The organism is Lederbergia graminis (genome assembly GCF_042655485.1).
Lineage (GTDB): Bacteria > Bacillota > Bacilli > Bacillales > Bacillaceae_C > Lederbergia > Lederbergia graminis.
Genome location: NZ_JBHSMC010000045.1, coordinates 1 through 26,770 on the forward strand (window position 1 = coordinate 1; position 26,770 = coordinate 26,770).

At 38.7% G+C, this 26,770-nt stretch carries 24 protein-coding genes; 10 read left to right on the forward strand and 14 right to left on the reverse strand.

Annotated features, from left to right (window positions below):
• Positions 1-110 precede the first annotated feature (110 nt).
• Entirely contained in the window at positions 111-1,589 is a 1,479-nt protein-coding gene (locus ACFPM4_RS19870; protein ID WP_382355702.1) for an alpha-L-fucosidase, read from the reverse strand.
• A gap of 370 nt (positions 1,590-1,959) precedes the next feature.
• On the opposite strand from ACFPM4_RS19870, the gene ACFPM4_RS19875 reads away from it, so the two are divergent.
• Positions 1,960-2,106: a hypothetical protein gene (locus ACFPM4_RS19875; protein ID WP_186324892.1), complete on the forward strand. Its 147-nt coding sequence runs from the start codon at positions 1,960-1,962 to the stop codon at positions 2,104-2,106.
• A gap of 15 nt (positions 2,107-2,121) precedes the next feature.
• Complete coding sequence (locus ACFPM4_RS19880; RefSeq protein ID WP_382355705.1) at positions 2,122-2,604, forward strand: hypothetical protein; 483 nt, start codon at positions 2,122-2,124, stop codon at positions 2,602-2,604.
• Between the two features lie 88 nt (positions 2,605-2,692).
• On the opposite strand, the gene ACFPM4_RS19885 is transcribed toward ACFPM4_RS19880, so the two are convergent.
• The 3 genes from ACFPM4_RS19885 to ACFPM4_RS19895 all read right to left on the reverse strand — a co-directional run bounded on the left by ACFPM4_RS19885 (position 2,693) and on the right by ACFPM4_RS19895 (position 4,257).
• Positions 2,693-3,319, reverse strand: coding sequence for a hypothetical protein (locus ACFPM4_RS19885; RefSeq protein WP_382355708.1), 627 nt, complete (start codon positions 3,317-3,319; stop codon positions 2,693-2,695).
• Positions 3,320-3,495: 176 nt separating this feature from the next.
• The gene (locus ACFPM4_RS19890) at positions 3,496-3,930 is read right to left on the reverse strand and encodes an RbsD/FucU family protein (RefSeq protein WP_382355711.1); all 435 of its coding nucleotides are present in this window, start codon (positions 3,928-3,930) and stop codon (positions 3,496-3,498) included.
• A gap of 18 nt (positions 3,931-3,948) precedes the next feature.
• A complete protein-coding gene (locus ACFPM4_RS19895) occupies positions 3,949-4,257 on the reverse strand; it encodes a hypothetical protein (protein ID WP_382355716.1) in 309 nt (102 codons plus the stop codon).
• Positions 4,258-4,799: 542 nt separating this feature from the next.
• Here ACFPM4_RS19895 and ACFPM4_RS19900 point away from each other — a divergent pair.
• Together ACFPM4_RS19900 and ACFPM4_RS19905 are read left to right on the forward strand one after the other, a co-directional pair.
• On the forward strand, positions 4,800-5,438 hold the full coding sequence (locus ACFPM4_RS19900) for a hypothetical protein (RefSeq protein WP_382355719.1): 639 nt from the start codon (positions 4,800-4,802) through the stop codon (positions 5,436-5,438).
• Between the two features lie 445 nt (positions 5,439-5,883).
• Positions 5,884-6,678, forward strand: a complete 795-nt coding sequence (locus tag ACFPM4_RS19905) for a nuclease-related domain-containing protein (RefSeq protein ID WP_382355722.1) — start codon at positions 5,884-5,886, stop codon at positions 6,676-6,678.
• 94 nt (positions 6,679-6,772) lie between these two features.
• On the opposite strand, the gene ACFPM4_RS19910 is transcribed toward ACFPM4_RS19905, so the two are convergent.
• The 4 genes from ACFPM4_RS19910 to ACFPM4_RS19925 form a co-directional block, all read right to left on the reverse strand.
• Positions 6,773-7,288, reverse strand: coding sequence for an AAA family ATPase (locus ACFPM4_RS19910; protein WP_382355725.1), 516 nt, complete (start codon positions 7,286-7,288; stop codon positions 6,773-6,775).
• A 67-nt stretch (positions 7,289-7,355) separates the two neighbouring features.
• The gene (locus tag ACFPM4_RS19915) at positions 7,356-8,123 is read right to left on the reverse strand and encodes a TIM barrel protein (RefSeq protein ID WP_382355728.1); all 768 of its coding nucleotides are present in this window, start codon (positions 8,121-8,123) and stop codon (positions 7,356-7,358) included.
• Between the two features lie 182 nt (positions 8,124-8,305).
• The gene (locus ACFPM4_RS19920) at positions 8,306-9,424 is read right to left on the reverse strand and encodes a GNAT family N-acetyltransferase (protein WP_382355731.1); all 1,119 of its coding nucleotides are present in this window, start codon (positions 9,422-9,424) and stop codon (positions 8,306-8,308) included.
• Positions 9,425-9,485: 61 nt separating this feature from the next.
• Positions 9,486-10,601: a phosphotransferase gene (locus tag ACFPM4_RS19925; protein ID WP_382355734.1), complete on the reverse strand. Its 1,116-nt coding sequence runs from the start codon at positions 10,599-10,601 to the stop codon at positions 9,486-9,488.
• Positions 10,602-10,963: 362 nt separating this feature from the next.
• Here ACFPM4_RS19925 and ACFPM4_RS19930 point away from each other — a divergent pair, with 362 nt between their 5' ends.
• The 5 genes from ACFPM4_RS19930 (at position 10,964) to ACFPM4_RS19950 (ending at position 16,155) form a co-directional block, all read left to right on the forward strand.
• Positions 10,964-11,758, forward strand: coding sequence for a sugar-binding protein (locus ACFPM4_RS19930; RefSeq protein WP_382355737.1), 795 nt, complete (start codon positions 10,964-10,966; stop codon positions 11,756-11,758).
• A 267-nt stretch (positions 11,759-12,025) separates the two neighbouring features.
• Complete coding sequence (locus ACFPM4_RS19935; protein WP_382355740.1) at positions 12,026-12,721, forward strand: response regulator transcription factor; 696 nt, start codon at positions 12,026-12,028, stop codon at positions 12,719-12,721.
• Positions 12,705-13,805, forward strand: a complete 1,101-nt coding sequence (locus ACFPM4_RS19940; RefSeq protein WP_382355743.1) for a HAMP domain-containing sensor histidine kinase — start codon at positions 12,705-12,707, stop codon at positions 13,803-13,805. The genes ACFPM4_RS19935 and ACFPM4_RS19940 overlap by 17 nt, the downstream gene beginning before the upstream one ends.
• 90 nt (positions 13,806-13,895) lie before the next feature.
• On the forward strand, positions 13,896-14,747 hold the full coding sequence (locus ACFPM4_RS19945) for a M15 family metallopeptidase (protein WP_382355746.1): 852 nt from the start codon (positions 13,896-13,898) through the stop codon (positions 14,745-14,747).
• A gap of 196 nt (positions 14,748-14,943) precedes the next feature.
• Complete coding sequence (locus ACFPM4_RS19950) at positions 14,944-16,155, forward strand: hypothetical protein (RefSeq protein WP_382355749.1); 1,212 nt, start codon at positions 14,944-14,946, stop codon at positions 16,153-16,155.
• 123 nt (positions 16,156-16,278) lie between these two features.
• Here ACFPM4_RS19950 and ACFPM4_RS19955 read toward each other — a convergent pair whose 3' ends face one another.
• Positions 16,279-18,333 carry an alpha-galactosidase gene (locus ACFPM4_RS19955; RefSeq protein ID WP_382355752.1) on the reverse strand — a complete coding sequence of 685 codons (2,055 nt, stop codon included), beginning with the start codon at positions 18,331-18,333 and terminating at the stop codon, positions 16,279-16,281.
• Between the two features lie 239 nt (positions 18,334-18,572).
• Between ACFPM4_RS19955 and ACFPM4_RS19960 the strand changes: the two genes are divergently transcribed.
• Positions 18,573-20,501, forward strand: coding sequence for an SGNH/GDSL hydrolase family protein (locus tag ACFPM4_RS19960; RefSeq protein WP_382355755.1), 1,929 nt, complete (start codon positions 18,573-18,575; stop codon positions 20,499-20,501).
• Positions 20,502-20,544: 43 nt separating this feature from the next.
• Here ACFPM4_RS19960 and ACFPM4_RS19965 read toward each other — a convergent pair whose 3' ends face one another.
• From ACFPM4_RS19965 to ACFPM4_RS19985, 5 genes are all read right to left on the reverse strand, one after another.
• The gene (locus tag ACFPM4_RS19965; RefSeq protein WP_382355757.1) at positions 20,545-21,540 is read right to left on the reverse strand and encodes a Gfo/Idh/MocA family protein; all 996 of its coding nucleotides are present in this window, start codon (positions 21,538-21,540) and stop codon (positions 20,545-20,547) included.
• On the reverse strand, positions 21,530-22,564 hold the full coding sequence (locus tag ACFPM4_RS19970) for an alcohol dehydrogenase catalytic domain-containing protein (RefSeq protein ID WP_382355760.1): 1,035 nt from the start codon (positions 22,562-22,564) through the stop codon (positions 21,530-21,532). The genes ACFPM4_RS19965 and ACFPM4_RS19970 overlap by 11 nt, the downstream gene beginning before the upstream one ends.
• Before the next feature lie 62 nt (positions 22,565-22,626).
• A complete protein-coding gene (locus ACFPM4_RS19975) occupies positions 22,627-22,764 on the reverse strand; it encodes a hypothetical protein (RefSeq protein ID WP_382355763.1) in 138 nt (45 codons plus the stop codon).
• Between the two features lie 26 nt (positions 22,765-22,790).
• The gene (locus ACFPM4_RS19980; RefSeq protein WP_382355766.1) at positions 22,791-24,956 is read right to left on the reverse strand and encodes an ADP-ribosylglycohydrolase family protein; all 2,166 of its coding nucleotides are present in this window, start codon (positions 24,954-24,956) and stop codon (positions 22,791-22,793) included.
• Between the two features lie 94 nt (positions 24,957-25,050).
• Positions 25,051-26,397 carry an extracellular solute-binding protein gene (locus tag ACFPM4_RS19985; protein WP_382355769.1) on the reverse strand — a complete coding sequence of 449 codons (1,347 nt, stop codon included), beginning with the start codon at positions 26,395-26,397 and terminating at the stop codon, positions 25,051-25,053.
• Between the last annotated feature and the right edge of the window lie 373 nt (positions 26,398-26,770).

Below are 26,770 nucleotides of genomic sequence, written 5' to 3' on the forward strand. Positions count from 1 at the left end.
TGTTTCATTTTTGTTTTTCAAACTTGGTCACTCCCCAGAAAAGCATTATTAAACAATTGTAACATTTCTAGTGTCCATTATAAGGGGGTCGACCACTGGCACCCAAACAACTAATCTATATGAATTTTGTAGACGACGGGTTTGTTGCTTTGGACTTTGGTTGTGGTGATTTCTAGGCCGTGTTGGGTGCGTGTCCAGTTTAGTTGTTCTTCAAATCCTAATATTTCTACATCTTTAATAATTCCATGGAAGTGAGGAAGTCTAGATGCATCCTGTTCGGCAAGTGAGCGGATTACTACTTTCCCGTCTTCTGGTAATTTCAATACGGTTGCATATAAGTAGGAGCCGTTTACGGTAAAGCGAATGTCCTCCGATGTGAATACTTTGGAAGCACCATCCGTAAATTGCCCTTCTTGAACTTCTGTCGGACCTTCGCCAAACTTGCGCCACACTTTACTTCCGTAAATAGCCTCCCCATTCACTTTTAACCATTCTCCGATTTCTAACAGAATAGCTCTATCCTCTTCTGGAATGGTTCCATCTGCTTTCGGCCCAACATTCAATAGTAAACTACCATTTTTACTCACAATATCAACAAGATCACAAATGATCTCATTCGCTGTTTTATAATCATTATTCTCTGTATAACACCAAGAATTTTTCGCAACGGAAGTATCTGTTTGCCAAAAATAAGGCTTCTGTTCCGCAAATTGACCTCTTTCAATATCCACTACAGCAGTCCCAAACATAAAAGCATCATGCTTATAATTAATGGCTACTTCGATTCCCCACTCATCTGCTCGGTTATAGTAATATGCTGCGAATTTCTTTAAATATGGCTTTACTGCATGGTGTTGAATCCACCAATCAAAATACATGATTTTCGGACGATAGCGATCGACAATTTCACACGTACGAATCAACCAGTCCTCTAAAAACTCGCTAGAAGGAGCTGGACTGAACAAGTCATGGTGATCTGGTTCTGACATGGCAGGCCAGTAAAAATCACCTCTCTTAAGAGGTTCTTTTATATCACTATCAAACTCTTTTCCATGTCCCATAAAAAACCAGTGTTCCATGCGGTGTGAAGATGTACATAACGCTATATCTCTACTCTCCAAAGCTTCACCTAGTTCACCGATAACATCGCGCTTGGGCCCCATTTCATAAGCATTAAATGGAGAAAAATCGCTTTTATACATTTGAAACCCATCATGATGTTCGGCGACAGGCATGACATACTTTGCTCCTGCTGCTTTGAAAAGTTCTGCCCATTCATCAGCATCAAACTTTTCCGCTGTAAACATTGGAATAAAGTCCTTATAGCCAAATTCCTTATGATTACCATAAGTTTTTACGTGATGCTCAAATTCCCTTGAGCCCTGAATATACATATTTCTCGAGTACCACTCATTTCCAAATGCAGGAACAGAATACACTCCCCAGTGAATAAATATTCCGAACTTCGCCTTCCTATACCACTTTGCAAGTTCATAATTCGCAAGTGAATCCCAACTATCCTTAAATCTCCCCTTCTCTATTACACGCTCAATCTCTTTTAAGTATTCAGATACTTTTAGTTCAATCATGCATTTCCCTCCATTACCGTAATGTCAAGACTCCCTTTGTAAGGGGTTACATCTTTAGAAATATTGATTCTATACATCTCCTTCTCTGCTAAAGTCGATTACAGTATACATTCTTCTTTGGAGGTAAAAACTCCCCCTTTTTCTTTCATTTGCTTGTAAAATTTATCGGATTTCGTCACATATCGTAACCGAACAAATTTATCCATTATGATCCATTGCGAATGCAATTTCGGAATACAACATGTGTTCATATCGAATCAAATAGCAACATAGGATTTGAGACATAGGACATATCCCCTCTTATTTAGCAAAATTTTTCGTAAATTATGTTAAAATAATATCGTATTAATCAAACATAGGGGGAATCATCATGCCAAGTCCAAGAGAAACGAAAGGACCAATTGTAAAAACAGGACCAACTGCAGGGCAAAACCGCGCTAAAAACAAAGATGGTAGATGGCGCGCTAAACGTAGTGATGCCGGGAAACCACGCACTCAAAATACTACTTCGAAATAACATTCGCAATGGGAGATGGAGATAATAAAGAACGTAGATTTTGTCATTTACACGATTATCAAACGAGCATCTGCTTTTATTAATTTAGACTGGGTAGATCAGCCCTTCATGATTTATCCGGACGTATACAAAAAGGATAAGAGATTGCTAGCAGAAGCGATGAAGGAAATTATAGAAAATGAAATGATCGTAGATTTTGATATCGTTGAATTTAATGACAGCGGAATGGAACTCGACCTAAAACATGCATCGCTTAGTCCATACGCGAAAGATTTAGCGAAAAAGAGTGCAACTTCTATTAGACTGAAAGGTTTATTTGGAAAAATAACCGATACATATTACGAACTACAAGACCAATTGGATGATAATTATAACAAGTTTAATAATTATCCTGATCAAAAGCTTATCCAAATGGTAAAACTCAACAACTTCCGGTCTCCTTCTGAACGAGCCATTGTCGCTCGAATATTGCAGGAAAGAGGATACGGAAAACAATAATTGGGACATGGGGTCAGCTTCCTTGTCCCAACTGCCGTCATTTCAAAAACAAAAAAAAGCACAAGAACCCAAGATTCTTGTGCTTTGTTTATTGCTTTTTCATTCGATTTATCTCTAACTCGTGCTGAGCTGTTTTATGAAAGGTAAAAGTAATATCAGATTCGAGATGACTTAATACTTGCTTTACTTCGCTAAAACGCTGTATCATTTCTTCGCGAGTGCCACGCTGTCCAGATTGAATAATCTGCAGAGTAGTTTTAGTTTCCTCCCTAAAAGCATGGAGTTCTTTTTCTAGGTTGTCTACTTTCTTATCTATTTGATCCACATTTGCATCGATTGCATTTACTTTTCCTGACATTTCTTGCTGAGAAGAATCAATCTTCTCCACTTTTTTTGTCAGTTCACTTTGTGATATTTCCATATTTCCTAATCTACTTGAAATTTCACCTTGTGATGCTTTCATATTCCCTAATCTACCAGGAATTTCACCTTGTGATGCTTCCATATTCCCTAATCTACCTGAAATTTCACCTTGTGATGCTTCCATATTCCCTAATCTTCTAGCAAATTCACTTTGTGATGTTTCCATATTCCCTAATCTACCAGAAATTTCACTTTGTGATGTTTCAAGATTACCGACTCTTCTAGTTAGTTCATGTTGAGAAGTTTCAATGTTGTTTAGTTTTTCTAAAATCAAATCTAATTTTTGATTCACATGAAATCCCCCCAATCATCGATAATATTCTATCTATTATCTCAAATAATGACACGGTGAATCAACCCATTTAAGGTGCACTTTGAAAGAAAAAAGCACAAGAACGAAAAGCGGTTCTTGTGCTTTGTAGAGTTATTTTCACATGTTTCCTATTAGCTATAATTCATCCCGTTTCATTACTCTGTGACTACACCTTTTTTCAGAATAATATTAGCGTATAGAGCTTTCTCGCTGGTAGCGACAACCGCATATGCATTTTTAGCTCTTTCATAAAACTCATAGCGTTCGATATATCCAAATTCAACTGAATTGTCGATTTCCTGTTCCAGTATGGAGCGATATTCCTCCCAGATTGGTGGGAGTTCACGAGCATTATCAGTATCCACTGCCATCAATGTCGCTGTAAAATCTTCCTCTTCTTCCACTGGAAAGAATTTTAACATAGCCTCCAGTAGTTCTGGAACATGATGACCATCACAGCGAATTAATCGTTGAGCACAGCTAGCAGCTGGAAAGTTTCCGTCACTTATGACGATTTCATCGCCATGGCCCATCTCTAACATAATCTTAAATAATTCTGGTGATAAAATTGCTGGAATACCTTTTAACATGAATTCATCCCTTTTCTTTTAATAGAATACTATTCTTTTTCTTTTATTTATATAAGTATAGGAATGAGTGTGCAAGATATTTCCACCTGCCCCTATTTCCTTCACTTCATGCAAATCGATTTCGTCCGCTCTCCTATCAATACTTTTCGAACAGAAAGCACTTTTAGCTTCATTTGTACCTTGTTCTCGCTTCTCGATTTTACATGTTCCCCAAGCACTGACATTAGACCAGAACATTTTTTTTAGATTACCATTAAACATCATCGTTTTGTCGATTGCAGAGTATTGAAATCCCGTTAGCGCAATAACAGACCCCCAGCTTGCCATCGACCTTACATAGTGATGACCACACTCCTGCTCATTAATTGGATTTCGTTTCCATCTTCATCATCACCACACCATCATTTATTTCGGATGAAAGGATTCATCCCAACTAGGACATCCATTCGGGGTATCACTCCTAAGAACCCCATGTCACACATTACTTTAATAGTACCTTGTTATCGCATATTTGTAATCCCTTTCATCTGTTTTTTCGAACCTTTTCACAGTTTTCATACATTAAAAGGAAAGTTCAATCTCAATAATTTAAAAGGGAAAGTTCAATCGCAATAATTAAAAAGGACAAGGAGGCAATTTATAATTTTTTCACTTCCTCTTTCTCATTTCGTTACATAGTGCTTATGTGCTATACTCGTCTACCAATAAGTCGTTATAACTACGAAGCTAGGAATTTACTAACAGAAAGCCCATTTTTGCTCTACCCTTTTTCCTGTATTAAGTTGAATTGCTTTTATTTCTCCTTCGGAATAGTTATAATTGTCATGATATTTAGAGGGGATATAAATTTGAAAGGAATTGGGGACAGCATGAAAAAACTTTTAGCTTTATTATTGATGTCAGCTCTTTTGGTATTAACTGGATGTGGAAACTCAGACGACGCTAACAGTTCCGCAGACAAGGATACGAATAAATCTGACAAAACGGTTGAACAGAACGACAAAGATGGTGCAGATGAAGATAATTCTGAAGATGGTGCGAAGGAAGAAGATAAATCAGATGATACAGCAGAAAAACCTGATAATTCTGGTGAAAATGAGCTAACTGCTGCATTCAATGATTATGTGAATAGTGTTAGAACTTTAGCACCTGAAGAAGAAAGATTAATAGGTATTTATGACAGTGTAACAGGTGACAATTATTCTGATGATGAAACTCTATACGCTGCGTTAACGAATGAAATCATTCCGGGATACCTTGCCTTCATCGATGAAGTAGAAGCGGTAATGCCAAAAAACAGTGCAATTAGAGAAGTCCACGAAATATACATTGAAGCAATTAATGTTCAAAACGGTGCATTTACGTTGATGCTGTCCGCTTTAGAACAACAAGATTATGCGATTATTACGGAAGCAAATGAAAAATTGACAACTGCTCGTGGATTAATGAGAGACTATATGTATGCTGTTGAAGACTTAGCTGCAGAAGCTGGCGTAAGTTTACAATAGTTATTTTAAAATCCGACTTGTATTGGGATCTCCCTTACTAGTCGGATTTTTTTAGTTTTAAATGAACTGTATCTTGAAGTTCCTTCACTTCTTCTACACTCTTCTGTTTCACTCAAACTATTTCCGATTCAAATCAACTGAATATTTAAAGCACAGTATTACAATAAACGGGAAATAGAGGCTATGATATCTTTCAAAATATGATATAGCCTAATGATTTCTACAAAACTTGCAAGCAAATATTTCCCGAGAAATACCGAAGCATGTCATATGAGCAAAATGGTATTTTTATAAAGTGTGTAATTTGTAGAAAATTGCTTAGGTATTGTTATGAAAAAGGTTGGAAAATAATAACAAAGTTACTTATTGGATATCGCATTCATTGTACATCTCCCTACCATCTTATATACAATAGTACATATAACAAACAAGCAAGGAGTATCGTATGCTATTTAATATTTTTAAGAAGAAGAAGGAAGTACCGGCTGTTGAGCCAAAGATGAACAGAGAAAAAGAGAGAATTGCTGCTAGAAAAGGTGAATTAGGTGAATATAAGATTGATATACAATTAGATCAGTTACCAAAGGATTGTCGTTATTTAAGTGATTTGCTGGTAAAAAATCCAAAGGCTACGTCTGGTTACTCCCAAATAGACCATGTTGTGTTGACACCATTTGGTATCTTCTGTATCGAAACGAAGAATTATCAAGGTACAATTTACGGTGGAAAGGACCGGAAAACTTGGTTAGTGAACGGAAAATTTAAGATGATGAATCCCTTTGTGCAAAATTATGGGCACATACAGGCATTATCTTCATTCTTGGACAAAAAGTATCATACATTGTTTATTTCAATTGTTTCGTTTACAAAACGGTGCACTTTTAAAGTTGGCATGGATTATCGAAAAATAGCTTCTAATGAACTCATTGTATATGACATTGAATTGTCCGAGTTCATACATCGCAAGTTGTCTGTTTTACAAATACAACATAAACAACCGCTACTTGATGAAAGTGATATTGCATCGATATATACTACTTTTTCAAATGCCAATATTACAGATACCGAGATACGAAGAGAACATGAAAATGCATTAAAACAAGCAAGGCCGGCAACTAGCAAACAAGCTACATGTGTAATCTGTCAAAAGCCTGTTTCTGATAAAGTGAAATCATACTGCTTATCCAATGAAAAGTTTAATAGGAAAATCTATTGTTTTGAACACCAAAAAACAATTTAGACAGTATCAAAAACGCTTGAAGTTCAAAAATAAACTCCAAGCGTTTCCTTTTATCCCTCAATGTTCGTTGCAAGGTATGGAATATCATAATAAACTACTTGCACAGTTGAATGATTTCATCCACGACGTGCTCAATTGGTGCAGTGGCATCAATGATAATCCCGTTCTTCGGAATGTCTTCATTCGTTTGATGCAAGCGTAAAATGAGATCCCGTTCTGATTTCTTCGCTCCCCAATCATCTTCCGAACGCATGTCAATCCGCCGTTTCAATGTTTCTCTGTCCACATCGAGGATAAACACACCGTCGAATAGATCAATAAACTTCGAAAAATTTCTAGAACCACCGCAGAAAAATGTGAACGGCTCATCCTCGTTGGAAACCAATACTTTAACTTTTTCTACATCCCAAATGTGATTCTCGTGCGTACGGCCATCTGTCGGTTGACCTGTTTCCGGGTCACCTTGATAAGCTAATTCACGGTCACCATGAATGGCATGGTATCCGCGCCGTTGTAATTCATTACAAACTGATGTTTTCCCAGTACAGGAAACACCTTCGATTAAATAATTTTTCATTCCCATTGCAATTTCTCCAATCCAATAAAGCACCGTGAGTTTAGCATGTCAGAGTTGCAATATTTATCCTTCTTTTTCACCTACTTAAAGTTGCATTACGTTAGAGAGGAACTTTCTCTAGAATCTCCTCTTTAAATCTTGCCAACGCGGAGTCCGTGTCGACGGTATAGCCACATTCGAGGCCAACATAACCATCATACCCTGTATCTTTTATCGCTTTTAATATATTAATATAGTTTAACTCACCTGTACCTGGTTGCTTTCGTCCAGGGTTATCTGCAATATGATAGTGACTGATTCTGTCGCGATAATTGATTGCATTGCGAATCACATTCCCCTCTGTCACTTGCTGGTGATATACATCAAATACGAGTTTGATAGAAGGGCTGTCAACTCGATCGATAATTTCGACCGCTTCATCGGAGCGCTGTAAAAAATGGCCTGGATGATCGACTAAACCATTCAGAGGCTCCACTTCTAACGTTACATCTGCCTGCTCACACAAAATCGCACACTGTTTTAATGTTTCTACCATCGCATTGCGCTGTTCCTCTCGACTGATTCCTTCTATTACATTACCAGTCTGGGTAATAATTTTTTTGGTTCCAAGAATGTGACATGCATCGATTGTAGCTTGTAGGTGGTGAATATACTCATTTCTATAATTTGAATCTACTAGATTGAAAAAACGAGTACAAGTTGCAATGATCCCAACACCAATTCTATCTTGCTCCTGTGCAACCTTTATCAAATCTAGGTCCCACCAATTATAGTATTCTAAACCATGAAAGCCATGCTCTTTAATCTTCTCCAAATGATAGATAACATCTTTATCAGGATAAGCACCGATACAGAGGGAAAATTTCATATCGCAACTCCTTTGTTTTTTAAAAAATGGGTTGGGGTTTCTGACCCATGTCCCTTTGACCCCATGTCCCTTTTGAGAATATGGGACGAGGTTTCTGACTCGATGTCCCTTTGAAAATGGGACGAGGTTCCTGACCCCATGTCCCTTTATGAAATTGGGACGAGGTTCCTGACCCCATGTCCCTAAAACTTATCTACTTTATACCAATATGCTGGTAGTGGGAACCAACCATGGGGTGCGTCGATTTCCAAGTAGCGGCCATGTGGTGTGAGGAGAAGGGTTTGTGCTTCTTGCTTATTCAGCTCCAATGCTCCTTGTTGCGCGGATCTTTCCACTGTTACTCCATTCTCATCCACTCTTGCCGTAACTGGTTGGCCGTCCAAAATGGCGGAAAATTCCCCTTGTGCAAGCCCTGTCGTTTTATATTTTATTGTCAAATATGCCTCTAGCACGTTTGCAAAGTTTAATATATTGTACATATCGCATGTTTCAATCACGTAATTCTCTGCAAATCTTCCGAGACTGGCGTTCAAATCTAGATCATACTCTGGTGTAGTAATATGAACCCACTCCACATCGGCATATTGTATATAAGCCTTCACTACTTTGAGGATGTCTTCTTTATTCACACAAGCAAATTCTGATATTTCATTTCCTTTTTTATTCGTAAGTACGTAACCAATTAGTTTGTCTTCTTTCATAACTCCAAGTGCTACTTCATGAAAAGTTGCTAATATACGCTGCAAATTATCCTGATCCCGCACCACATATGCAGCACGTTCACTGTTTACTTTTACCACAAAGGAAGGAGCTCCCTCCACCTCAAATAATGGCTTGAATGTAATCCCATCAATTGGAATTTCCTTTAATGCATGACGTACATTGGAATTATTCACGCTGTACTTCACTTTTACCCCGCCAATCGTGAAACCAAAGTACTCGTAACGTTGGCGCTGACCACTTAACACAATCAAGTCATGTGTTCCTTGCAGTTCTTCCAGCCACATTTGCATGAGCGTCTTCATATGTCCTTCTCCCCGTGAACGAGGATGGACAGAAACAGTACCTAAATAACCGGCTTGAAGCGTAAAATCCAACACATTTAACTCCTGTGATAAAACAGCAACCTGTGCACGAATTCTATTTTTCTCATCTACCGCTACCTTCGTAATTGCTGTAGAATCAAACTCCTCCCCATACACCTTGGACATCACCGGCTCAAAATCAAACCCAAACGCAATATTCGCCAAATCCAAAAGATCCTCGCGCTCATCACGACGCGCTCCCCTATATTCCACCATACACATTACTCCTTAAAGGGGTATGCCCCCTACTCGATTCTTATTTTTTAAGATAATACTGTTACAACCTGTTTATGCCTCGCTCAATCCGTTGTAGAACCGCATCCGCTGAAGCTAGTTTTCCGTCTAGTTCATCGCTACCAACCATTCCACTGTTCCCTGATAAAATGGATCCGAGTACAGGTGCACCCAATGCGTGCGCAGGTCTTAGACAGAAAGCAAGCTCATAGCCAGCTTTTATCTCTTCATATTCAATCATTAACCCAAAGTCTTCTCGTAACCCACTCCAGAGTTCCTGTAGCAATACTTCGTCATCTAAATTGGCATCCCACATTTGCAATAATAAACCCACCGTTTGACTGAGATCTGCCCCTGGAGTTCCTTGTCCAACATATGACCAATCAATCAAGACAGTTTTCTCGTTGAACTTTCCTAAGTTAGGTGGCCAAATATCATGGTGTAATAATGTTTGTGGTAAAGCTTCCAATTTTGGATAAATCATATCTGCAGCTTTACTTAACCGCATCAACAGCTTTTTTCTCTCTGGAGTAAAAATTTTTCCTATTAAACTTGCTTGTGGATGGGTTTCAATGGCGTGACAGTTTTGTGCAATTCTGTCCACCCATAAACCATCATACATTGCTTGTGCTCTATGCTTGAGAAATGGCATATTGCGAATCTCATCAACCCTTTCCCACCAGATGGCATGGAATTCTGAAATGTCTCGAATCATTCTGCCCATCTCTTCCAATGACCATGTGACATTGAAAGTATGATTACCTAGGTCCTCCATCCAAATCCAATACTTACCTACTTCCGGCTGTATGGAAACGCGAAAACCCTTAGGTATATAGAGCCTCTTGTTAATGTCCTTAAACAAATGATGTGTATAGCACTCTGCTTCCCTGCGAGCATAGCCTTGATCCAAAGCTTGACTATCAATCTCTCGTGATTCTTTTAGAATAAGAGAATGTGGAACAGTTTCAAATGGCGGTTCAGAGAAAGTCAGCTTAAATCTGTGTATCGAGCCCCCACCATATGACTTTCCATCCACAGGCTCACACGTAAAATCAATTACCCGTACTCCTTCATATCCATGTTGCTGTAATAAGCTAGTCAGGTAATCACTATTAATCTCCTCGATTGTGGAGATATTCTCTAACACAGAGTCATACATGAATACTCCTCCTATACTTTTCTTAAAGCTTCCTAGTTGGAAAATCACGGTGACAACGCTTACACGTATTGTAGCAATAATTAACTATTTTTGTTAGTACCAATTTTAGTTTGTTTAGTGGGTCGTCGTTCCTGACCCCTTGTCCCTCACCCTACATCCCTCCTGCGTCTATTTTCCTATACTTCGACGGGTATTAAATATATTGTTTATCAGGTATATTTGGGATGGCGCCCTATTTTGGATGCTGTTTCATGGTGGAAGGCATAAAGTTGGATTTCACCACAGACTTTCACGATTGTCTTAGAGAAAGGAGGGCCGTTTTTAATTTACGTTGTCAACTTTTTGGATAGGGGGAATTGTGAGTGGGAAAAAAGTTTAGTCTCTTTATTGTTGCACTACTAGCACTAAATTTATTAATTTCACCTGTAAGTGCGGAAGACCTACTTAAAACGGATGCAATTTTCGGTACTCCTGAGATTGACGCAGAAAAAGATGATATTTGGGATGGTGCCAATGTCATCAAAACAGAAAGATATGTGGAAGGCTCTGATGCAGCATGGGCAGAAGTACGAACAATGTGGGATGAAGAGAATCTATATGTCTATGCAGAAGTACATGACGGTTCCTTAAGTGTAAAAAGCGAAAATGACTGGGAGCAAGATTCGGTCGAAGTATTTTTAGATCAAAACAATGCGAAAACAGCTGCGTTTGAGGATGATGATGGTCAATACCGTGTCAATTATGAAAATAAACAAAGCTATGGCGGAGTTGCTTCAGCAGATAATTTTACAACAGCTACGAAGACAACTGATTTTGGTTATGTCGTAGAAGCTGCTATAAAACTAGCGTCTGCAGCAAGTGAAGGAACAGTCTTCGGCTTTGATTTCCAAATTAATGATGATAAAGATGACGACGGCGTACGAGATGCTGTTATCATTTGGAATGACTCCTCTGGCCAATCTTTCCAAAATACATCTGGCTTTGGTGAGTTAACATTAGTGAAGGAAGCTGCTGGTGATGAAACACCTGCTGCTGGAGAAGAAGGCGAAAAACTTCCAAACACTTCAACAGCAATGTACAACATCCTTGCACTTGGACTAGTATCCATCACATTAGGTGGATTTGTCCTATTTAAAATGAAGAAAAGAACTGCATAAACATATGGTGGACATGGAATCAAATAAATTCCATGTCCTTTTTATGTGCTCGGGTCTTGGGGTCAGGTCCCTCGTCCCAGATTTCTCGGGACATGGGGTCAGCTTCCTGGGACATGGGGTCTGGGACATGGGGTCAGCTTCCTTGTCCCAAATTTCTTAAATGGGACAAGGTTCCTGACCCCATGTCCCTTGACCCCATGTCCCTTGCTTCATTCGGGAGTTTGGTGGAGAATAGGAGCAGTTATTTCTTTTATTAGGGGTGGGAGTATGAACGATGTTTGGATTTTAGTTGCAGATGATGAGAAGGAAATTGCTGATTTAATAGCGATTCATTTAGAAAAGGAAGGCTATTCTGTCGTTCAAGCTGTTAATGGTGAGGAAGCTATCCAAATTATTAATAACCAACGCATTGATTTGGTTATTTTAGATATTATGATGCCTAAGATGGATGGCTATGAAGTAACTCAGCATATTCGCCAGCATCACAATATGCCGATTATCTTTTTAAGTGCCAAAACATCTGATTTTGATAAGGTTCATGGATTAGCCATTGGTGCGGATGATTACATGACAAAGCCATTTGCGCCCATTGAATTAGTAGCACGGGTAAATGCCCAATTACGCCGTTCGCTAAAATGGTCACAACCAAAAGCAGATAACAAAGCAGCGTTAGAATTTGGCGGCCTTACGATTTTACCAGAGCAAAGAAGTGTCACACTTTATGGTGAAAACATTGACCTTACTCCGAAAGAATTTGATATTTTATTGTTGTTAGCTCGTAATCCGAAAAAAGTTTTTAGTGTGGAAAATATACACGAGCATGTATGGGGAGAAACTTTTTTTGAAAGTGCGAATACCGTGATGGTCCATATTCGTACACTGAGAAAGAAACTGAAAGAAGATAAACGCAAAAACAAATGGATTAAAACCGTTTGGGGAGTCGGCTATGCATTCCAAGACTAATCTATTTCAAAGTTTCCGTTTCAAGATGCTATTGCTTTTTGCATTAAGCTTGGCTATTGCTGGAACAATCACATTTATCATATTTTCTGTTTTACGCTATTATTATCGTTCCACTGTTCAATTAGGTGATCCTTTAGCATATGTCCGATATTACATAGGGATATTTGGGGATGTAAACGCATTTCTGATTATATTTATTCCACTGGCCATTTTTATTTTCTTTATGTTAACAAAGCCCTATTCTATTTATTTTCGGAAGATATCAGAGGGTATTCAACATCTAGCTAGCGGCAACTTTTCACATGAAGTGCAAATATCAGCAAAAGATGAGTTTGCTCATATTGCCCATGATATTAACTTAGCCAGTCAAAAATTAGAAGAAGCAGTTCAAAGAGGAGATTTTTCCGAAAGCAGTAAAGATCAATTGGTTGTAAACTTAGCACATGATTTACGAACTCCACTTACCTCCATTTTAGGTTATTTAGATTTGATACTGAAAGATGGAGATTTAACAAAAGAACAAGTTCGGCATTATTTATCCATTTCTTATACAAAGTCGCAACGCTTGGAAAAACTGATTGATGAACTTTTTGAAATCACTCGGATGAATTATGGCATGCTACCATTAAGAAAAAGGAACATTCAACTAACGGATTTACTTCATCAACTAATAGAAGAACTTTACCCTATTTTTGAGAAAAACAATTTACAAGTTCGCACTAATTTATCAAGTTCACTTCCGATAAATGCAGATGGTGAATTGCTAGCTCGTGTTTTTGAGAATCTTTTATCAAATGCGAGTCGCTATGGATCTGATGGTGAATTCATTGATATTAATGGTTTTATGGATGAAGGAGATATTGTAATCCAAATCATAAATTATGGAAGTCACATTCCCAGTGAAGAACTTCCACATCTGTTTGATATGTTTTTTACAGGGGATAAATCACGAACACAGCAAGGTAATAGCACTGGACTCGGTTTATTTATTGCCAAAAATATTATAGAACAGCATAATGGAACAATTTTTGTTGAAAGTGATGTTATCCATACGATGTTTACAGTAAGTTTACCGCAAGAATAAAAGATTTAAGAAAAATTTAAACTTTACCCCACTCTTAATTTAAGTTTTCTTGGCTATCCTTGAATCATGTTCTCAAGGAGGAGTAAACAAATGAAGAAGTGGGGCTTTTTATTTGTCATTGTAGCTTGTGTGGTAATCGCCTTGTCCAATATCACACCAAAATTTAAAGAAGACTTAAATATAAAAATAATTGAAGATAAAGTTGCTTTTGAACAAACAAAAGTAATTGAAGTTCATAAAGAACAGATTTATCAAGGTAACTTAGTACTCGTTAATCCAGAACACCCTGTTCATGAAGATAGTATGAAAACCGATATTGTAAATGTATATGAACAACCTCATTTATATAGCGGATTTGGGTTAATTGATTCGAGTATTTTGATGTCAGAGGAGCTTATTCAATCATTTTCACAAATGATAATGGGGGCAAAAGAAGATGGAGTTTCCAATTTTATCATAAACAGTGGATTTCGTGGATTTGCAGAACAAGACCAACTGTACCAGCAAATGGGTGCTGATTTTGCGCTTCCAGCTGGCTACAGCGAGCATAACTTAGGTCTTTCCTTAGATGTTGGCTCTACAACCACAAAGATGGAATGGGCTGAAGAAGGAAAGTGGATAGAGAAAAACGCTTGGAAATACGGCTTCATCTTACGTTATCCAAAGAATAAAACACATATAACTGGTATTGAATACGAACCTTGGCATATTCGCTATGTTGGTCTACCTCACAGCGCCATTATGCAGAACGAAGACATGGTATTAGAAGAATATCTCGAATATCTGAAAGATAAAAAACAACTAACTGTTACCGTGAACGGAACGAAATACAATATACGGTACTATCCAATAACAAAAAGTACGACCATCCAAGTTCCTATAAACGATGAATATCAAATCTCAGGCAACAACATCGACGGAATCATCGTTACTAGCAATTAAACGGGACATGGGGTCACGGGACATGGGGTCAGGTTCCTTGTCCCAGAGGATCATGGGGTCTTAAAAGTGGGACATGTTTCCTGACCCCTTGTCCCAAAATTCTAACAATATGGGACATGTTTCCTGACCCCTCGTCCCCTTTCTGATATAATATACCTATTCATCTATTATTATATTATTTTCAGGAGTATAGAATATGAAGAAAGTTACATACGGGATTGTTATTTTAGTTGTTTTAGCTGTTGCTGGCTATTTCGTTTATTCTCACTTATCCTTTAAGAAAAATGTTGCAGATTATATTCGCCATACAGTGGCAGATACATTAGTGGAGTATCCAGAAGACATTGAGGTGAAAATTACTTCCCTTCAATATAAAAGTAAAAATAAAGCGTCCGGAATTAAGAACTATTCAGTGGATGCTACTATCTCTTGGGATGGTGACACTACAGGCGAACTTGACACAACTTGGGAAGCAAAAAAAGGCGACATCTTTAACCTTATCGTTAGTTGTGATGGGTGTGTCCCTGAAACGCCACTCGATACAGAGGAAAGAATGGCGAAGTGGACATATATTTACTCGCTTACCGAACCTGAGCGAATGTATCTGTATGGCACTATTTCAAGAGACGAAGCAGATAAAAGGATAGCTCAAGCTAAAAAAGATAAACAGCAGTTTTGGGATCTTGCCAGTGATGCTTTTAAGAAAGATGACGAGGATAAACCCTCAAAAGAGCACGAGCCGAACAACGATGAGGAAGAGCAAAACAATAAGCCAGAGAAAAACAATACCGATCAACCAACTACAGAATTACCTTTTAAAAATTTTACCGAGAGAGAATTTTTCAACCCAATCATTTCTTTTTATATGGAAGGAACGTCCGATCGTTATCGTGTGCAGCTTTTTTCCGATAATGAGAATGTGACTGTAACAGAATTCCCATGGGCTGGTGCAAACGAAGGCGATATTGTGCGCGAAGGAAACTTCAAACTAGTCGTTGAAAACGTGGCTGGGAAGAAGCGTGAATATACATTAAACTCTGAGCCGATGACTATTAATGAAAATAAGAACCATGTATTTATAACAGCTGGTACTCCGTCCATTTTAGTAGTGTCGGAAACAATGTCCTCTAACTCTGTTGGTGCTAGCCTATATTATATTCACGATGGAAAGTTGATGCAGGTAAAAGACGCTGATGGCAATGCAGGATATGGCTTTTTAGAAGGGGCATTTAAACAGGTCGGAAGTAGTACCTATCAAATGGTGAACTACTACAACTTTGAAGGCATCTGGCACTTCCAAGACATACAAATCGACTTCGAAACCGGAATTGCGAGAGAAACAAAAAGCGAAGAACTAGATTTCGAAACGGGCCAAGCTAAATATAATGAATGGAAAAACGATATGTGAAAAATGGGACATGGGGTCAGGAACCATGTCCCGTTTTGCTTTTTGGGACAAGGAGACTGACCCCGTGTCCCACGTGTCCCTCTTATATTTTGGGACAAGGAAACTGACCCCATGTCCCGGAATTTATTTAATTTTCAACACTACGGCACTTTCTTCCTCAAGACCTTCAAACAATATCCCTGTATCCATTAATACGGATCCCAAGATAAATTCCTGATCCCTATTTTCTGTAAGCCATGTGACTGTGTACTGTTTGTCCCGCTCCAAGTTCGTTAACTTGATAATTCGTTCATTACTAGAGTTATCCATACGAAATACAAACAACAGGTGCTCATCTTCAGTAGGTAGGCTATATTGAAACGCTGGCCACCTCTCCCCTTTCCCTTCACGTAGTGGTTGCTCCGTTAGTCGGTACAAGTCCGCTCCTTGAACAAACTTTTTCACATGCCGATTGTAAAAAGCAGTGTGTTCCGCAAAACGTTTTTCTACCCACTCTGGTAGCTCCGGAAACCTTTGTGAGAAACCAAAACCACCGAGCATGGAAATGCGACTATAGTAATCTAGTTGATGTTCCTGTAGATTTGGATCCCTCGGGTTAAAATTCTGTTTTTCGTGACGTGGCTCTTCAAACCATTCGGAATAACCCCAATGGAGACAAACATTTGGTGCCAGCATCGTTGTCGCACCCCAGAAAATTTGCAAATCATGTTCTGGCCAATCAGGGTCACTTAAAAATGTCGTATGTGTTTCCTTTAACATACCTACATCAATGCGCAGTCCACCGGAGCTACAACTTTCTAAAATGACCTGAGGATGTTTGTCTCTTATTTTACGCAAAACATGATAATAACCGATGTAATGCTCGTACAAACCATCCCCACAATCATGTCCATGGTCACTACGATTACATCCCGCACCTGGATCGAGGTTAAAATCTAGTTTTATCCAATCACAATTGTAATCGGTAATTAAGGAATCAAGGGTGGAAAATGCCCATTCTTGAGCATCTGGATTTCCAAAACATACATACCCTAACGATTCATTATCACGAGTGGCGACAAATTCAGGATTGGTTTTTGCTAGATTTGCTTTTTTACCAAGTCCTTCAATTTCACACCACAATCCGAACTTAAGTCCTTTTTCATGTACATAATCAGATAGGTGGCGAATACCACTTGGAAATCGTTTTACATTAACCAAATCCCAGTCACCGCGATAATCATACCAATCAGCTTCATTTTCTGCCGGGCCAAACCAGCCTGCATCGAGTGTACACACATCAATCCCTAGTGAAGCCGCAACATCGACATTGTGTTTAAAAGACGTCTCATCAACAAACTTATCACTATAACTCCACCAGTGGTTCCACTCTATCGGGAGCTGATTAGAAAATTCATTGTTCGGATACCAGTGCTTTCTACCAACCTGTGCAAATTGAACAGAAGTAGTATTGATATCATTGTTCTCTCCTAATGCTAGAACTACACGCACACTTTCTATTGTTTCGTTTAGCTTAAGTTGCTTAGAAAACTCCCAATCATGTAAACCGCCACTTATTGCAAAACTTCCAGAATCCATTCGTTCGAACCGGAATGCCCAATTCCCAGACCACATCACGGTTGCCGTTAATAACTGACCATCCTCACGAAGTAACGTAAACCACGGATGCATCCCTTTTGATGAACGTCCAGATTTAGTTTCCAAGACGGTACTCTCTTCCAGATCCTTTCTTACTGGTTCAAACTCCACTCCCCAATCACTTGTAAAATACATTAGTTCATATTTGGCGGCAGGAACAACGAGCGACAAGCTGTCCATACGCGTGATGGTAGCAACATTATCGCTATTATTCTGGACTGTCATCCATCTTTCTATTAAACTCGTATTTTCATAAAAAATCGTATGAACTTCCAATCGTAAATTCTTTTCAATATGTTCAAGTACAATCGTTACCTGTTCTGCATCCGGTTCTATCTTTGTTTTCAAGACATCCTGTACAACCATTCCTTCTGTGCTTCCATCTATTACTTCTCCATCTATATGTATGGCAAACTCATTGCTAATACGATACGGGTCGTTCCATGGTAGTTCCTTACTATGCCTAATGTTCTTTAACTTCAATCCTGACTCTGTTTCTATCTCATACTGTAAATCCCCATATGCAAAAACGTGCCTCATTATATGCTCTCCTTCCCTAAATAGAAAACGCTTACTACATTATATCATAGCGGGAAATAGGATTATGAAAACACACTTTCACTGCGAGGAAAAAATTACTTTTCTAACATTTTCTTCCTAATTTACAAGTGATTTTTTTGCTAGTATAATAGTCATGATGAATATTCACAATATTTACACTTAACTTCTTATGCCATTCATACAAAAATATGGAAAGGGAGAGTTAGTTGGAAAGAATGTTGAAACGTTCGAAGGCCTTACTTGTACTTGTGGTGTTTTTACTAGTTTTCGCACCACTATCTGCACTGGCAGATACCGAAAAATCGAAAACGGTTAATTATGTTGCTTTAGGAGATTCCTTAGCAGCAGGCGTTTTGTCTGATAATAAGCTAGGAACGGGCTATGTCGACATCATTACAGAAGAGTTGAAAGCTCTTGGCTACGAGGTAAATCTGAAAAATGCTGGAGTACCTGGAGCGCAGTCGCCTGATGTACTTCAAGCATTAGGTGAGATCGAAGAACTTGCGAATGCAGACATTATTACGATTAGTGTTGGTGCTAATGATGCACTAGCAGGACTAGATGCGTCATTACTAGTAGGACTTGATCCGAAATACTTAGATCCTGCTAATGTAGCGATTTTGCAAGGTGAATTAGAAAGTCAATTTGCTACAGCACAACAGCTTTTAGAGAATGTAGGCACAGCAGCAGAAAATACTTCAATAACTATTCTCGATTCTCAAAGTAAACTTGAATTAATTAAGGATAATTTAAAAATCGTTTTATCAGAAGATGATTATACTAGTTTAGTAGATACTTGGCACCAAGTAGTAGTGCATACTTTAACTGCAAAAAATATTGTTGCAGATCTAGGTGCTCTCCCAAGCCTTGAAAAATTAGAACAAGCTTTATCAGAATTGGAAAATGCAATCGGAAAACTAATTGTAATACAGACACTCCTCGAGAGTTCAGAGCTATTAGATACCGAATTACATGAAGCGTTATCTTCAGTAGATAATTCCATTGCTGAAACGCTAGAAGCAGTAAATAATTTCATCATGGCACAAGCCAAGGCGACTGAAACTAAAAATAAATTTGAAGATACAATTGCAAAATTAACGCAACTCAACGAAATGAAGCTAGAAATTGAAGATAATATTAAAAATGTAGGATTAAACATGGGTGCAATCCTAACTACATTAGTAACAGTAAATCCAAATGCTGAAATTTATGTAATGGGCTACTATAATGCATTGCCCGGTTTACCTGAGGCAGTGATTATTCCTTTACTAACTGGGCTAAATACTGCAATCGAGACAGCTACATCGGCAGTAGGTGCTACTTTTATCCCAACATTCGCAGCTTTTGATGGTAAGTATGCTGAATATCTACCAAACCCAGCAAACATTCATCCTAGTGAAGCTGGTTACGAGGCAATTGCTGGAGAATTTATGAAAGTAATAAGTGAAGTTTTCCCTGGAGTGGAAGATGGTCCTCAGCCAATTGAATTAGGAGCAGAAATCACTGTCGAAAAGGGACAAGTTCTTCAAATTACAGGAACAACTGCAAATGTAGTGTTACCTGAAGACCTTCCGGAAGGAACAACTCTGACAGTTTCTGCAGATGAAGAAGCTCTCGCAAAAGCAGATGGTTTAAAGGCAATTGGAGATGTACTTAACTTTACATTCTCATTCCCTGCTGGCTTAGAAGATTACGAAGGTGAATTCCAGCTTGTCATGGGTTACAGCGGTAATGCTTCTGATGATGTTAATATTTATTACTTTAATGAAGAAACAGGCACTTGGGAGATTCAAAATGGCCAAGTAAATACAGAGTTGAGGCTGATTAGTTTAACTGTTTCTCATTTCTCTACTTATGGTGTTTTCGAAGCAGTAGTTGAAGAACCTGAGGAAGAAACACCGATTGAACCGGAGGAACCTGAAGAAGGGGAGAATCCTGGAGAAAACGAAGAGGAACAGCCTGCAACAACTGATCCTGACAACAACGAAAACGATGATGATTCGAACAAGCAACCAACAAATGACGGTGAAACATTACCGAATACTGCAACAAGCAATTACAACATGCTAGTTCTAGGAGGAATACTTCTCCTAATAGGACTAAGCGCGCTAATCATACAAAAGAAAAGAGTTAAATTGCATATGTAGTTTCTAATTGTTAGGGGTCTTACCCCCTAACAATTTTTTATATCTAAATGGTGTAAGGTTTGACCTCGATTCTTTTTCCTGTTTGGAAGGATTGGATAGCGGCATGAGCAATTTGTAGTGCACGATAGCCGGCACTAGCATGGATAGGCGGGGCTTCACCTGATTTAAATGCTTCTATTAACTCGTCAATGTGTAGGTCAAATGTTTTATGAAATTCGCGATAGTAATCATTAAAATAACCTGCTTCCCACACTTCTCCTATTTCATTACCACTCTCGTGAAATGTATATTTTTTTACAGTGTCGTAAATAACAGCTCGTGCTTTTGTTCCATTGATTTCGACACGATGTGTTTCCGGATATGCGTAAGATGATTCATATGTACCAATTAAACTACCTACCGCTCCATTCATAAACTTCAATGATATCGCCATCGTTTGAAACCCACCACCGGTAATGTCGGTCATTTCAGCCATAACGGATTCAATTGGTCCACATAAATATTCCAACATATCAAAGCCATGACACTGTGTTTCGATTAAGTTCGCATACGGATGATTACTCGTTCCTTCTCCACCGAACCGCCAAGAAACGAAAGAAATATTTCCGAATTCCTGATTATTCATGGCTTGATGTGCTAATTGAACTGGTTTTGCATAACGATGGTTAAAATTAATCGCAAAAAATACATTTCGCTTCGCTGCTTCTTCTAGTAAAATTTCAGCCTCCTTTAATTCGAAAGTGATTGGTTTTTCCACTAGTAGTGGTACACCTGCTTCAATGACTTGTAATGCTGGCGCAAAATGCTCTTGATTAGGTAGACAAATACTCACTAAATCTGGCTTTTCTTCTTCCAGCATGAACTCGATATTTGTATAACTTCTCGCTCCGAATTCCACTGCTCGCCTTTCTGCTTTTTCCGGATTCCTTCCAACAATCGCACATAGATCCACATCATCCCTATCTCGGAAGACTCGCGCATGTTGATAACCCCAGCCACCAGTCCCGATTACTGCAACCTTTAACCGTTTATCCTTCATGTTCAATGACAACCTTCCCTGTATCGCCTTTGAAAAATAATTCAAATGCTGCTTGTATTTCCTCTAAGTGAAAACGATGTGTGATTATTTGTTGTAAATATGCCAGATTGTTTTGGAGTAGTTTTAGATTTTCTGCTAGCTCTTCAAACTGAAAATACTCACTCCCTAACACCGCTCGTTCATTTGCAATTAAATCCGAAGAAACATTGAGTTTGAGTTCTTCCCCATGACCTACACAAACGAGAACACCGCGTTGCTTTAAAATACTCAATAAAGATTGTCGGGCACTCGTCTTCCCACTTGTATCAAATGCAGCATCAACACCTATAAAATTATCAGATTGGATTGCATTCGGTAAGCTAGATTCATGGAGATTTACAGCGATGCCTCCTAGTTTTGCTGCCAATTGCAATCTGTACGCCGAATAATCCGCGATAAAAACAGGAATATCCTTTCCTAAAAGCAATTTGCTCATCGCTAATACTCCAAGACCAATCGGCCCTGCACCAGTTATCGCAACAGAACGAATCGTTTGATGAACAAGTTGAGCCCGTTTAATCGCATGCCCACCAGTTCCCATAATATCTAGTAATAGTGTAGCATCTGTTAAAGGGATGTTAGGATTTATCTGAAAGAAGACATTTTCATTTACTACAATATAAGGACTATAACCTCCATCGCGATTAAACCCATAATCTCCTCTTTTGTTCGAACATTGATTGGTAAATCCTAACTGGCAGTTTTCACATTCACTACAATAATCCATTAGAAACACAACACCTGGAGTTCCAACTTCCGTACTTGTATTATTCCCCACCGCAACAACATTGCCAGCAACTTCATGCCCAGGAACTACATGACTTCCATGATAAAACTGACCACGTTCCGACCCACACAATACATTCGCTTTTACTTCTAGCAATAATTGTCCGGATGCAGGTTGTGGAATCTCTTTTTTTGTAAACTGAATTTGTCCGTTTCCATTAAAAACTGGAACTTTCATTTTCTTTATTGCTGTATCCAAATAGACACCTCCCATAACTTTTCTTAGGAGTATATGCTCCTAGTTCCGTAGCTTGTTCTTATTTATAGAATGATAATCCCTAAGGAAGGCGTTAACATTGTTTCTAACTTTAATATACCAGTGACAAATCCTAAATAGAATATCCTTTTAAATAAAGATAACCCATCCAATAAAGAATGGGTTATTTCATGATCTTGCAATTTATCGATCAAAGTGTACATCGGTCCTACATACCCTTTACCGCAAATTTTTCATAATGGGTATGACTACCATTCCTATTGGCAAAACCAATTTGGCCTGTCATATATGGTTGATCGCGGTCGGTGTATTGTAAAAGCTGTTGTCCATTCACAGAAACTGTATACGAATTCCCAATCGCATCCACTTTCATATTGTATTTCTGCTCATATTCCCATGTAAAATCACACGATACTAGTGCATGATATCCATTGTTATTTTTATATAAAGTAACTTTATGGTCGCCTGAAAGTCCAACAGCATAAGAACGAATTCCGCCCTGTACTCTAAATAGTACGAGATGTTCATCACCTAATTTTGGAATGAGCGCTGCTTCGTAAGTATAATCACGCCAATTCAGATCACCAGTATATATTTCAGCTGGCTCTCCGTAATAGCTGCCACTTAATTGGCCATCTTCCAACGTCCAAAGTCCTCGTAAATACGTAAACTGGCTAACTTCTTTATGAAGTCCATGCCACACTTCCATTCGTTCATGTTGAAAATCGATTTGATAATGAGGTTTTCCACCAAACTCTAGATAATCGATATAACAGATGAGGTCATGTGCCCAGCCTTCTTGCGGAATCAGCTCCACACCTACTTGTTCCAGGCAAACATTTTCGAGATATGGAATATCATAAGTTAATTCAGTCCATGTAGCTTTTTGCACTACCTTTTTCTCCCCGTAGTGGCGTTTGTTTTGATTTCTGTCTTTTACATACAGCCTTGCTTGAATTGGAAATGGCATTGATGCTGGAATGTAAATCCTCGTTTCCACACTTTGACCAGGATATATTAATGGTGAAAAACTAGGGTCGTACCTACTATCATTAAAATCAGCGGGTGAATAATACGTCTGATGATACATTCTGTAACTATTCCCGGGATGCGCAACATCGAACACGGCTTTTAGCGAACGTTCACCACTCGAACTTACTTCCGTTGAATTCTGTACAAATCCAGTGACATGTTGTTCATCCGTTGCAACTCGAAATGCATGCGTCGATCCTGGATATTCAAAGTGAAAATAACTTCCTTTTGAAGCTAAAATTTTCTTCCATTCCGCTGGCGCTTCTACACCAGCAATTTTTAGCCCTAAATTGGCAATGTACGAAGCGCACCAAGGAATATCGAGAATATTTAACGTACCGATAACGGTGGAACAGCACAGGAAATCATTAATAGGCTTCCTCCATTTTTCATCAATACCTTCGATTCCATTTAAAACACCCATTATTGTCCCGACATTTGCAACATTACAATCCGTGTCCCAACCACACATATTACATATATTAATGGCTTTCGAGAAATCACCTTCGCTATATAGTAGGGAAAGGATGATGACAGCAGAGTTCGGGATAATGTGGCAGACTCCTGGATAGCGATCATATCCATAATTTTCATACACAAACTGAAAGCAATCCCGCCAATTATCAGGATTCTCATGATAAAAATGAATGACATCTCTTGCCATGCGCGTGTATTCACAGTTTTTCGGTATGACTGACAAGCCGGATTCGATGATTTTTCCGATGTCTTTTTCTACAAAGGCGGATGCAATACACGCAGCAATAAACATTCCACCATACTTCCCATTGCGATCATGTGACACACTGGCTACTTTTGCTGCATATTCAGCTGCCAGTTGAGGGTTCCCAGGTGCAATCAAGCCCCAGACATCGATGAAAATTTGTCCACCGATTTGTTCAGCAACAGCTTTCCCATTTTGGGTGATTGAACCAGACCTAGGTGCCATAATGCCATTTTTCAAATTTAAATAAGCAGTATGCTCACTCGATTTCCCGTAGCCGCCCCACCAAAAGAAACCATGTCCATCAGGAGCATAATTGAGCCATGTTAAGCCTATTTGTTCAGCAGTAATCTCGCTCGTATGTGTATAATCTTCGAGTGCCCTTAGAAAAACCATTGGTCCATTCGTATCATCATCAGCCGCAAAATTTTTAAAAGCATGAGGGTATTCCGTTATTTCTCCGAAAGTCCGCGCAATCTTTTCGTACGTCCATCCTTCCACATTCGCCCCGTGCCTAACCCCAATTACCTTGCCAAGCCAACCAGCATACACTTTGTACAAATAGTCGATTCGGTTATTTACTACATAGAGAACATTCGATTCAGTAGGTACTACTTCCATTCGGGCTCCTCACTTTCGTGGGACACGGGGTCAGCAACCATGTCCCACCTTCTTAATGTTCTTACTGGGACGAGGTTCCTGACCCCATGTCCCTTTACTTTCCTTCTTCAGCTTTTAGTTCTTCTATTTCTGTCGCAAGTTCTTTTAATACATTTGATTCAATTTGGCTCAGTGCCGTTTTGGAATCAATGTTATTTTCAATGGCTTTATTTAAGCCATCAATATATATATTCCAGGCAGGTCCATCCAATGCCGTATAACGTCTAACTGGAATCGTTTCTGCTAAGCTACTATACAGTTTAAATTCCTGCTGTCCACCCAAGTATTCATTTGTAAATTCTTCATACCAAGGAAGTGATGTGATATGAGTAAATGTTGGTTGAACTGCGTGCTCGAGTAAGATTTTCCATGATTCTTCAGACAGCGTCATCCATTGCATAAATGCCCATGCCGCATCCTTCTGCTGGCTTTGAGCAGGAATAACAAACGACGTTCCTCCACCATTTGTGTAACCGAGTGGGCGTTTCGTAACACGCCACTTGCCTTCCTGTTCTGGTAAAACAATTTTAATATCGCGAGCACCCCAACTATCCAGCGATAACGATGCTATTTTCCCTTGTTTCATGAGCGCTTTTCCTTCATCAGACCAGAGACCAGACAATTGTGGAGCCCAACCAACTTGGATTCCTTGCTTTACTACATCTAGGAGTTCCGCCATTTTGTCATCATTTCTAACCCAGTTGTAATCTGTATCAAAATAACCAACAGAGTCCCCATACTGTACAGCCGGTAGATCCCGCCAATCATACATATAAATATCATTGGCAGCTAATGTTTTGGCAGCATTCATGAAGTTTTCCGTATCTTGTAGATATTCTCCTAACTCCTCTGGTTCACTCGGCAGCCCCATTTGTTCATAAATATCTTGACGATAATAAAATACACCTGTTGTAACATCCCATGGTAATGCTAATTGTCTCTTTCCATCTAATGACTTCCAACGATTCCAATCATAATCTGTTACATATTGCTGGAATCTCCCAGCATCATATGGAGGCTGAAGCAAATCCTCTAATAAACCTTCTGTCGTAAAACGATGAAGGGAATTCACTCCAACCTGTGCTAAATCGGGTGCTCCAGATCCAGCTGCAAGTGTTGTTTGCAATTTATCCTCTAATTCTCCACCTCCAAGCACAACAACATTTACTTTAATATTCGGATATTCTTTATTAAATTCCTCTACTAATTCTTCAAAAATATTGGCGCTCCTTGTCCAATACACAATTTCTCCTTCTATATTAGGATTAATTTCAAATATGGCGTTATCATTTTCTTTTTCGCTGTTTTTTCCTTTTTGATTGTCTGTTTCTTTCTTCGAGCAGCCTGCGAAAACTAAAAATGAAATAAATAAAATCAATAAAATTCCAATTTTCCTATTCAAAGATCATACCCCCGGATTGCTTGTTTTTTATTCTCGCGGCTACTGTTTCGGAAAAATCGTATTTAACTATTTTTGTTCATCCACCATCCAATATCATTACGGTCATATTGGAACACCACCTCAACATTGCATAACTAGTTAACTTCATGGCCATGAGCAACCGCTACCTAATATATTCAAAAAAATCATATTAATTAGTTGAAACATGGGGTTTTCCACAAATTAGGAGAAAAGGGGTGAATAGCTGTAGGGAAGATTAGCCCAGTTTGACAGTCATTATTACAAACCATGCGTTTTTTTTAGCTTGATTCCTCCAATAGTTAGAAAAAATAGGATTATTTATCTACATTTGAACATCGCATCTCATTTAAGA

Bases quoted from the DNA above. Each gene is read 5' to 3' on its own strand.
- ACFPM4_RS19870 (WP_382355702.1), bottom strand. From the start codon at position 1,589: ATGATTGAACTAAAAGTATCTGAATACTTAAAAGAGATTGAGCGTGTA.
- ACFPM4_RS19875 (WP_186324892.1), top strand. From the start codon at position 1,960: ATGCCAAGTCCAAGAGAAACGAAAGGACCAATTGTAAAAACAGGACCA.
- ACFPM4_RS19880 (WP_382355705.1), top strand. From the start codon at position 2,122: ATGGAGATAATAAAGAACGTAGATTTTGTCATTTACACGATTATCAAA.
- ACFPM4_RS19890 (WP_382355711.1), bottom strand. From the start codon at position 3,930: ATGTTAAAAGGTATTCCAGCAATTTTATCACCAGAATTATTTAAGATT.
- ACFPM4_RS19895 (WP_382355716.1), bottom strand. From the start codon at position 4,257: ATGGCAAGCTGGGGGTCTGTTATTGCGCTAACGGGATTTCAATACTCT.
- ACFPM4_RS19900 (WP_382355719.1), top strand. From the start codon at position 4,800: ATGAAAAAACTTTTAGCTTTATTATTGATGTCAGCTCTTTTGGTATTA.
- ACFPM4_RS19905 (WP_382355722.1), top strand. From the start codon at position 5,884: ATGCTATTTAATATTTTTAAGAAGAAGAAGGAAGTACCGGCTGTTGAG.
- ACFPM4_RS19915 (WP_382355728.1), bottom strand. From the start codon at position 8,123: ATGAAATTTTCCCTCTGTATCGGTGCTTATCCTGATAAAGATGTTATC.
- ACFPM4_RS19920 (WP_382355731.1), bottom strand. From the start codon at position 9,424: ATGGTGGAATATAGGGGAGCGCGTCGTGATGAGCGCGAGGATCTTTTG.
- ACFPM4_RS19925 (WP_382355734.1), bottom strand. From the start codon at position 10,601: ATGTATGACTCTGTGTTAGAGAATATCTCCACAATCGAGGAGATTAAT.
- ACFPM4_RS19935 (WP_382355740.1), top strand. From the start codon at position 12,026: ATGAACGATGTTTGGATTTTAGTTGCAGATGATGAGAAGGAAATTGCT.
- ACFPM4_RS19940 (WP_382355743.1), top strand. From the start codon at position 12,705: ATGCATTCCAAGACTAATCTATTTCAAAGTTTCCGTTTCAAGATGCTA.
- ACFPM4_RS19945 (WP_382355746.1), top strand. From the start codon at position 13,896: ATGAAGAAGTGGGGCTTTTTATTTGTCATTGTAGCTTGTGTGGTAATC.
- ACFPM4_RS19950 (WP_382355749.1), top strand. From the start codon at position 14,944: ATGAAGAAAGTTACATACGGGATTGTTATTTTAGTTGTTTTAGCTGTT.
- ACFPM4_RS19955 (WP_382355752.1), bottom strand. From the start codon at position 18,333: ATGAGGCACGTTTTTGCATATGGGGATTTACAGTATGAGATAGAAACA.
- ACFPM4_RS19965 (WP_382355757.1), bottom strand. From the start codon at position 21,540: ATGAAGGATAAACGGTTAAAGGTTGCAGTAATCGGGACTGGTGGCTGG.
- ACFPM4_RS19980 (WP_382355766.1), bottom strand. From the start codon at position 24,956: ATGGAAGTAGTACCTACTGAATCGAATGTTCTCTATGTAGTAAATAAC.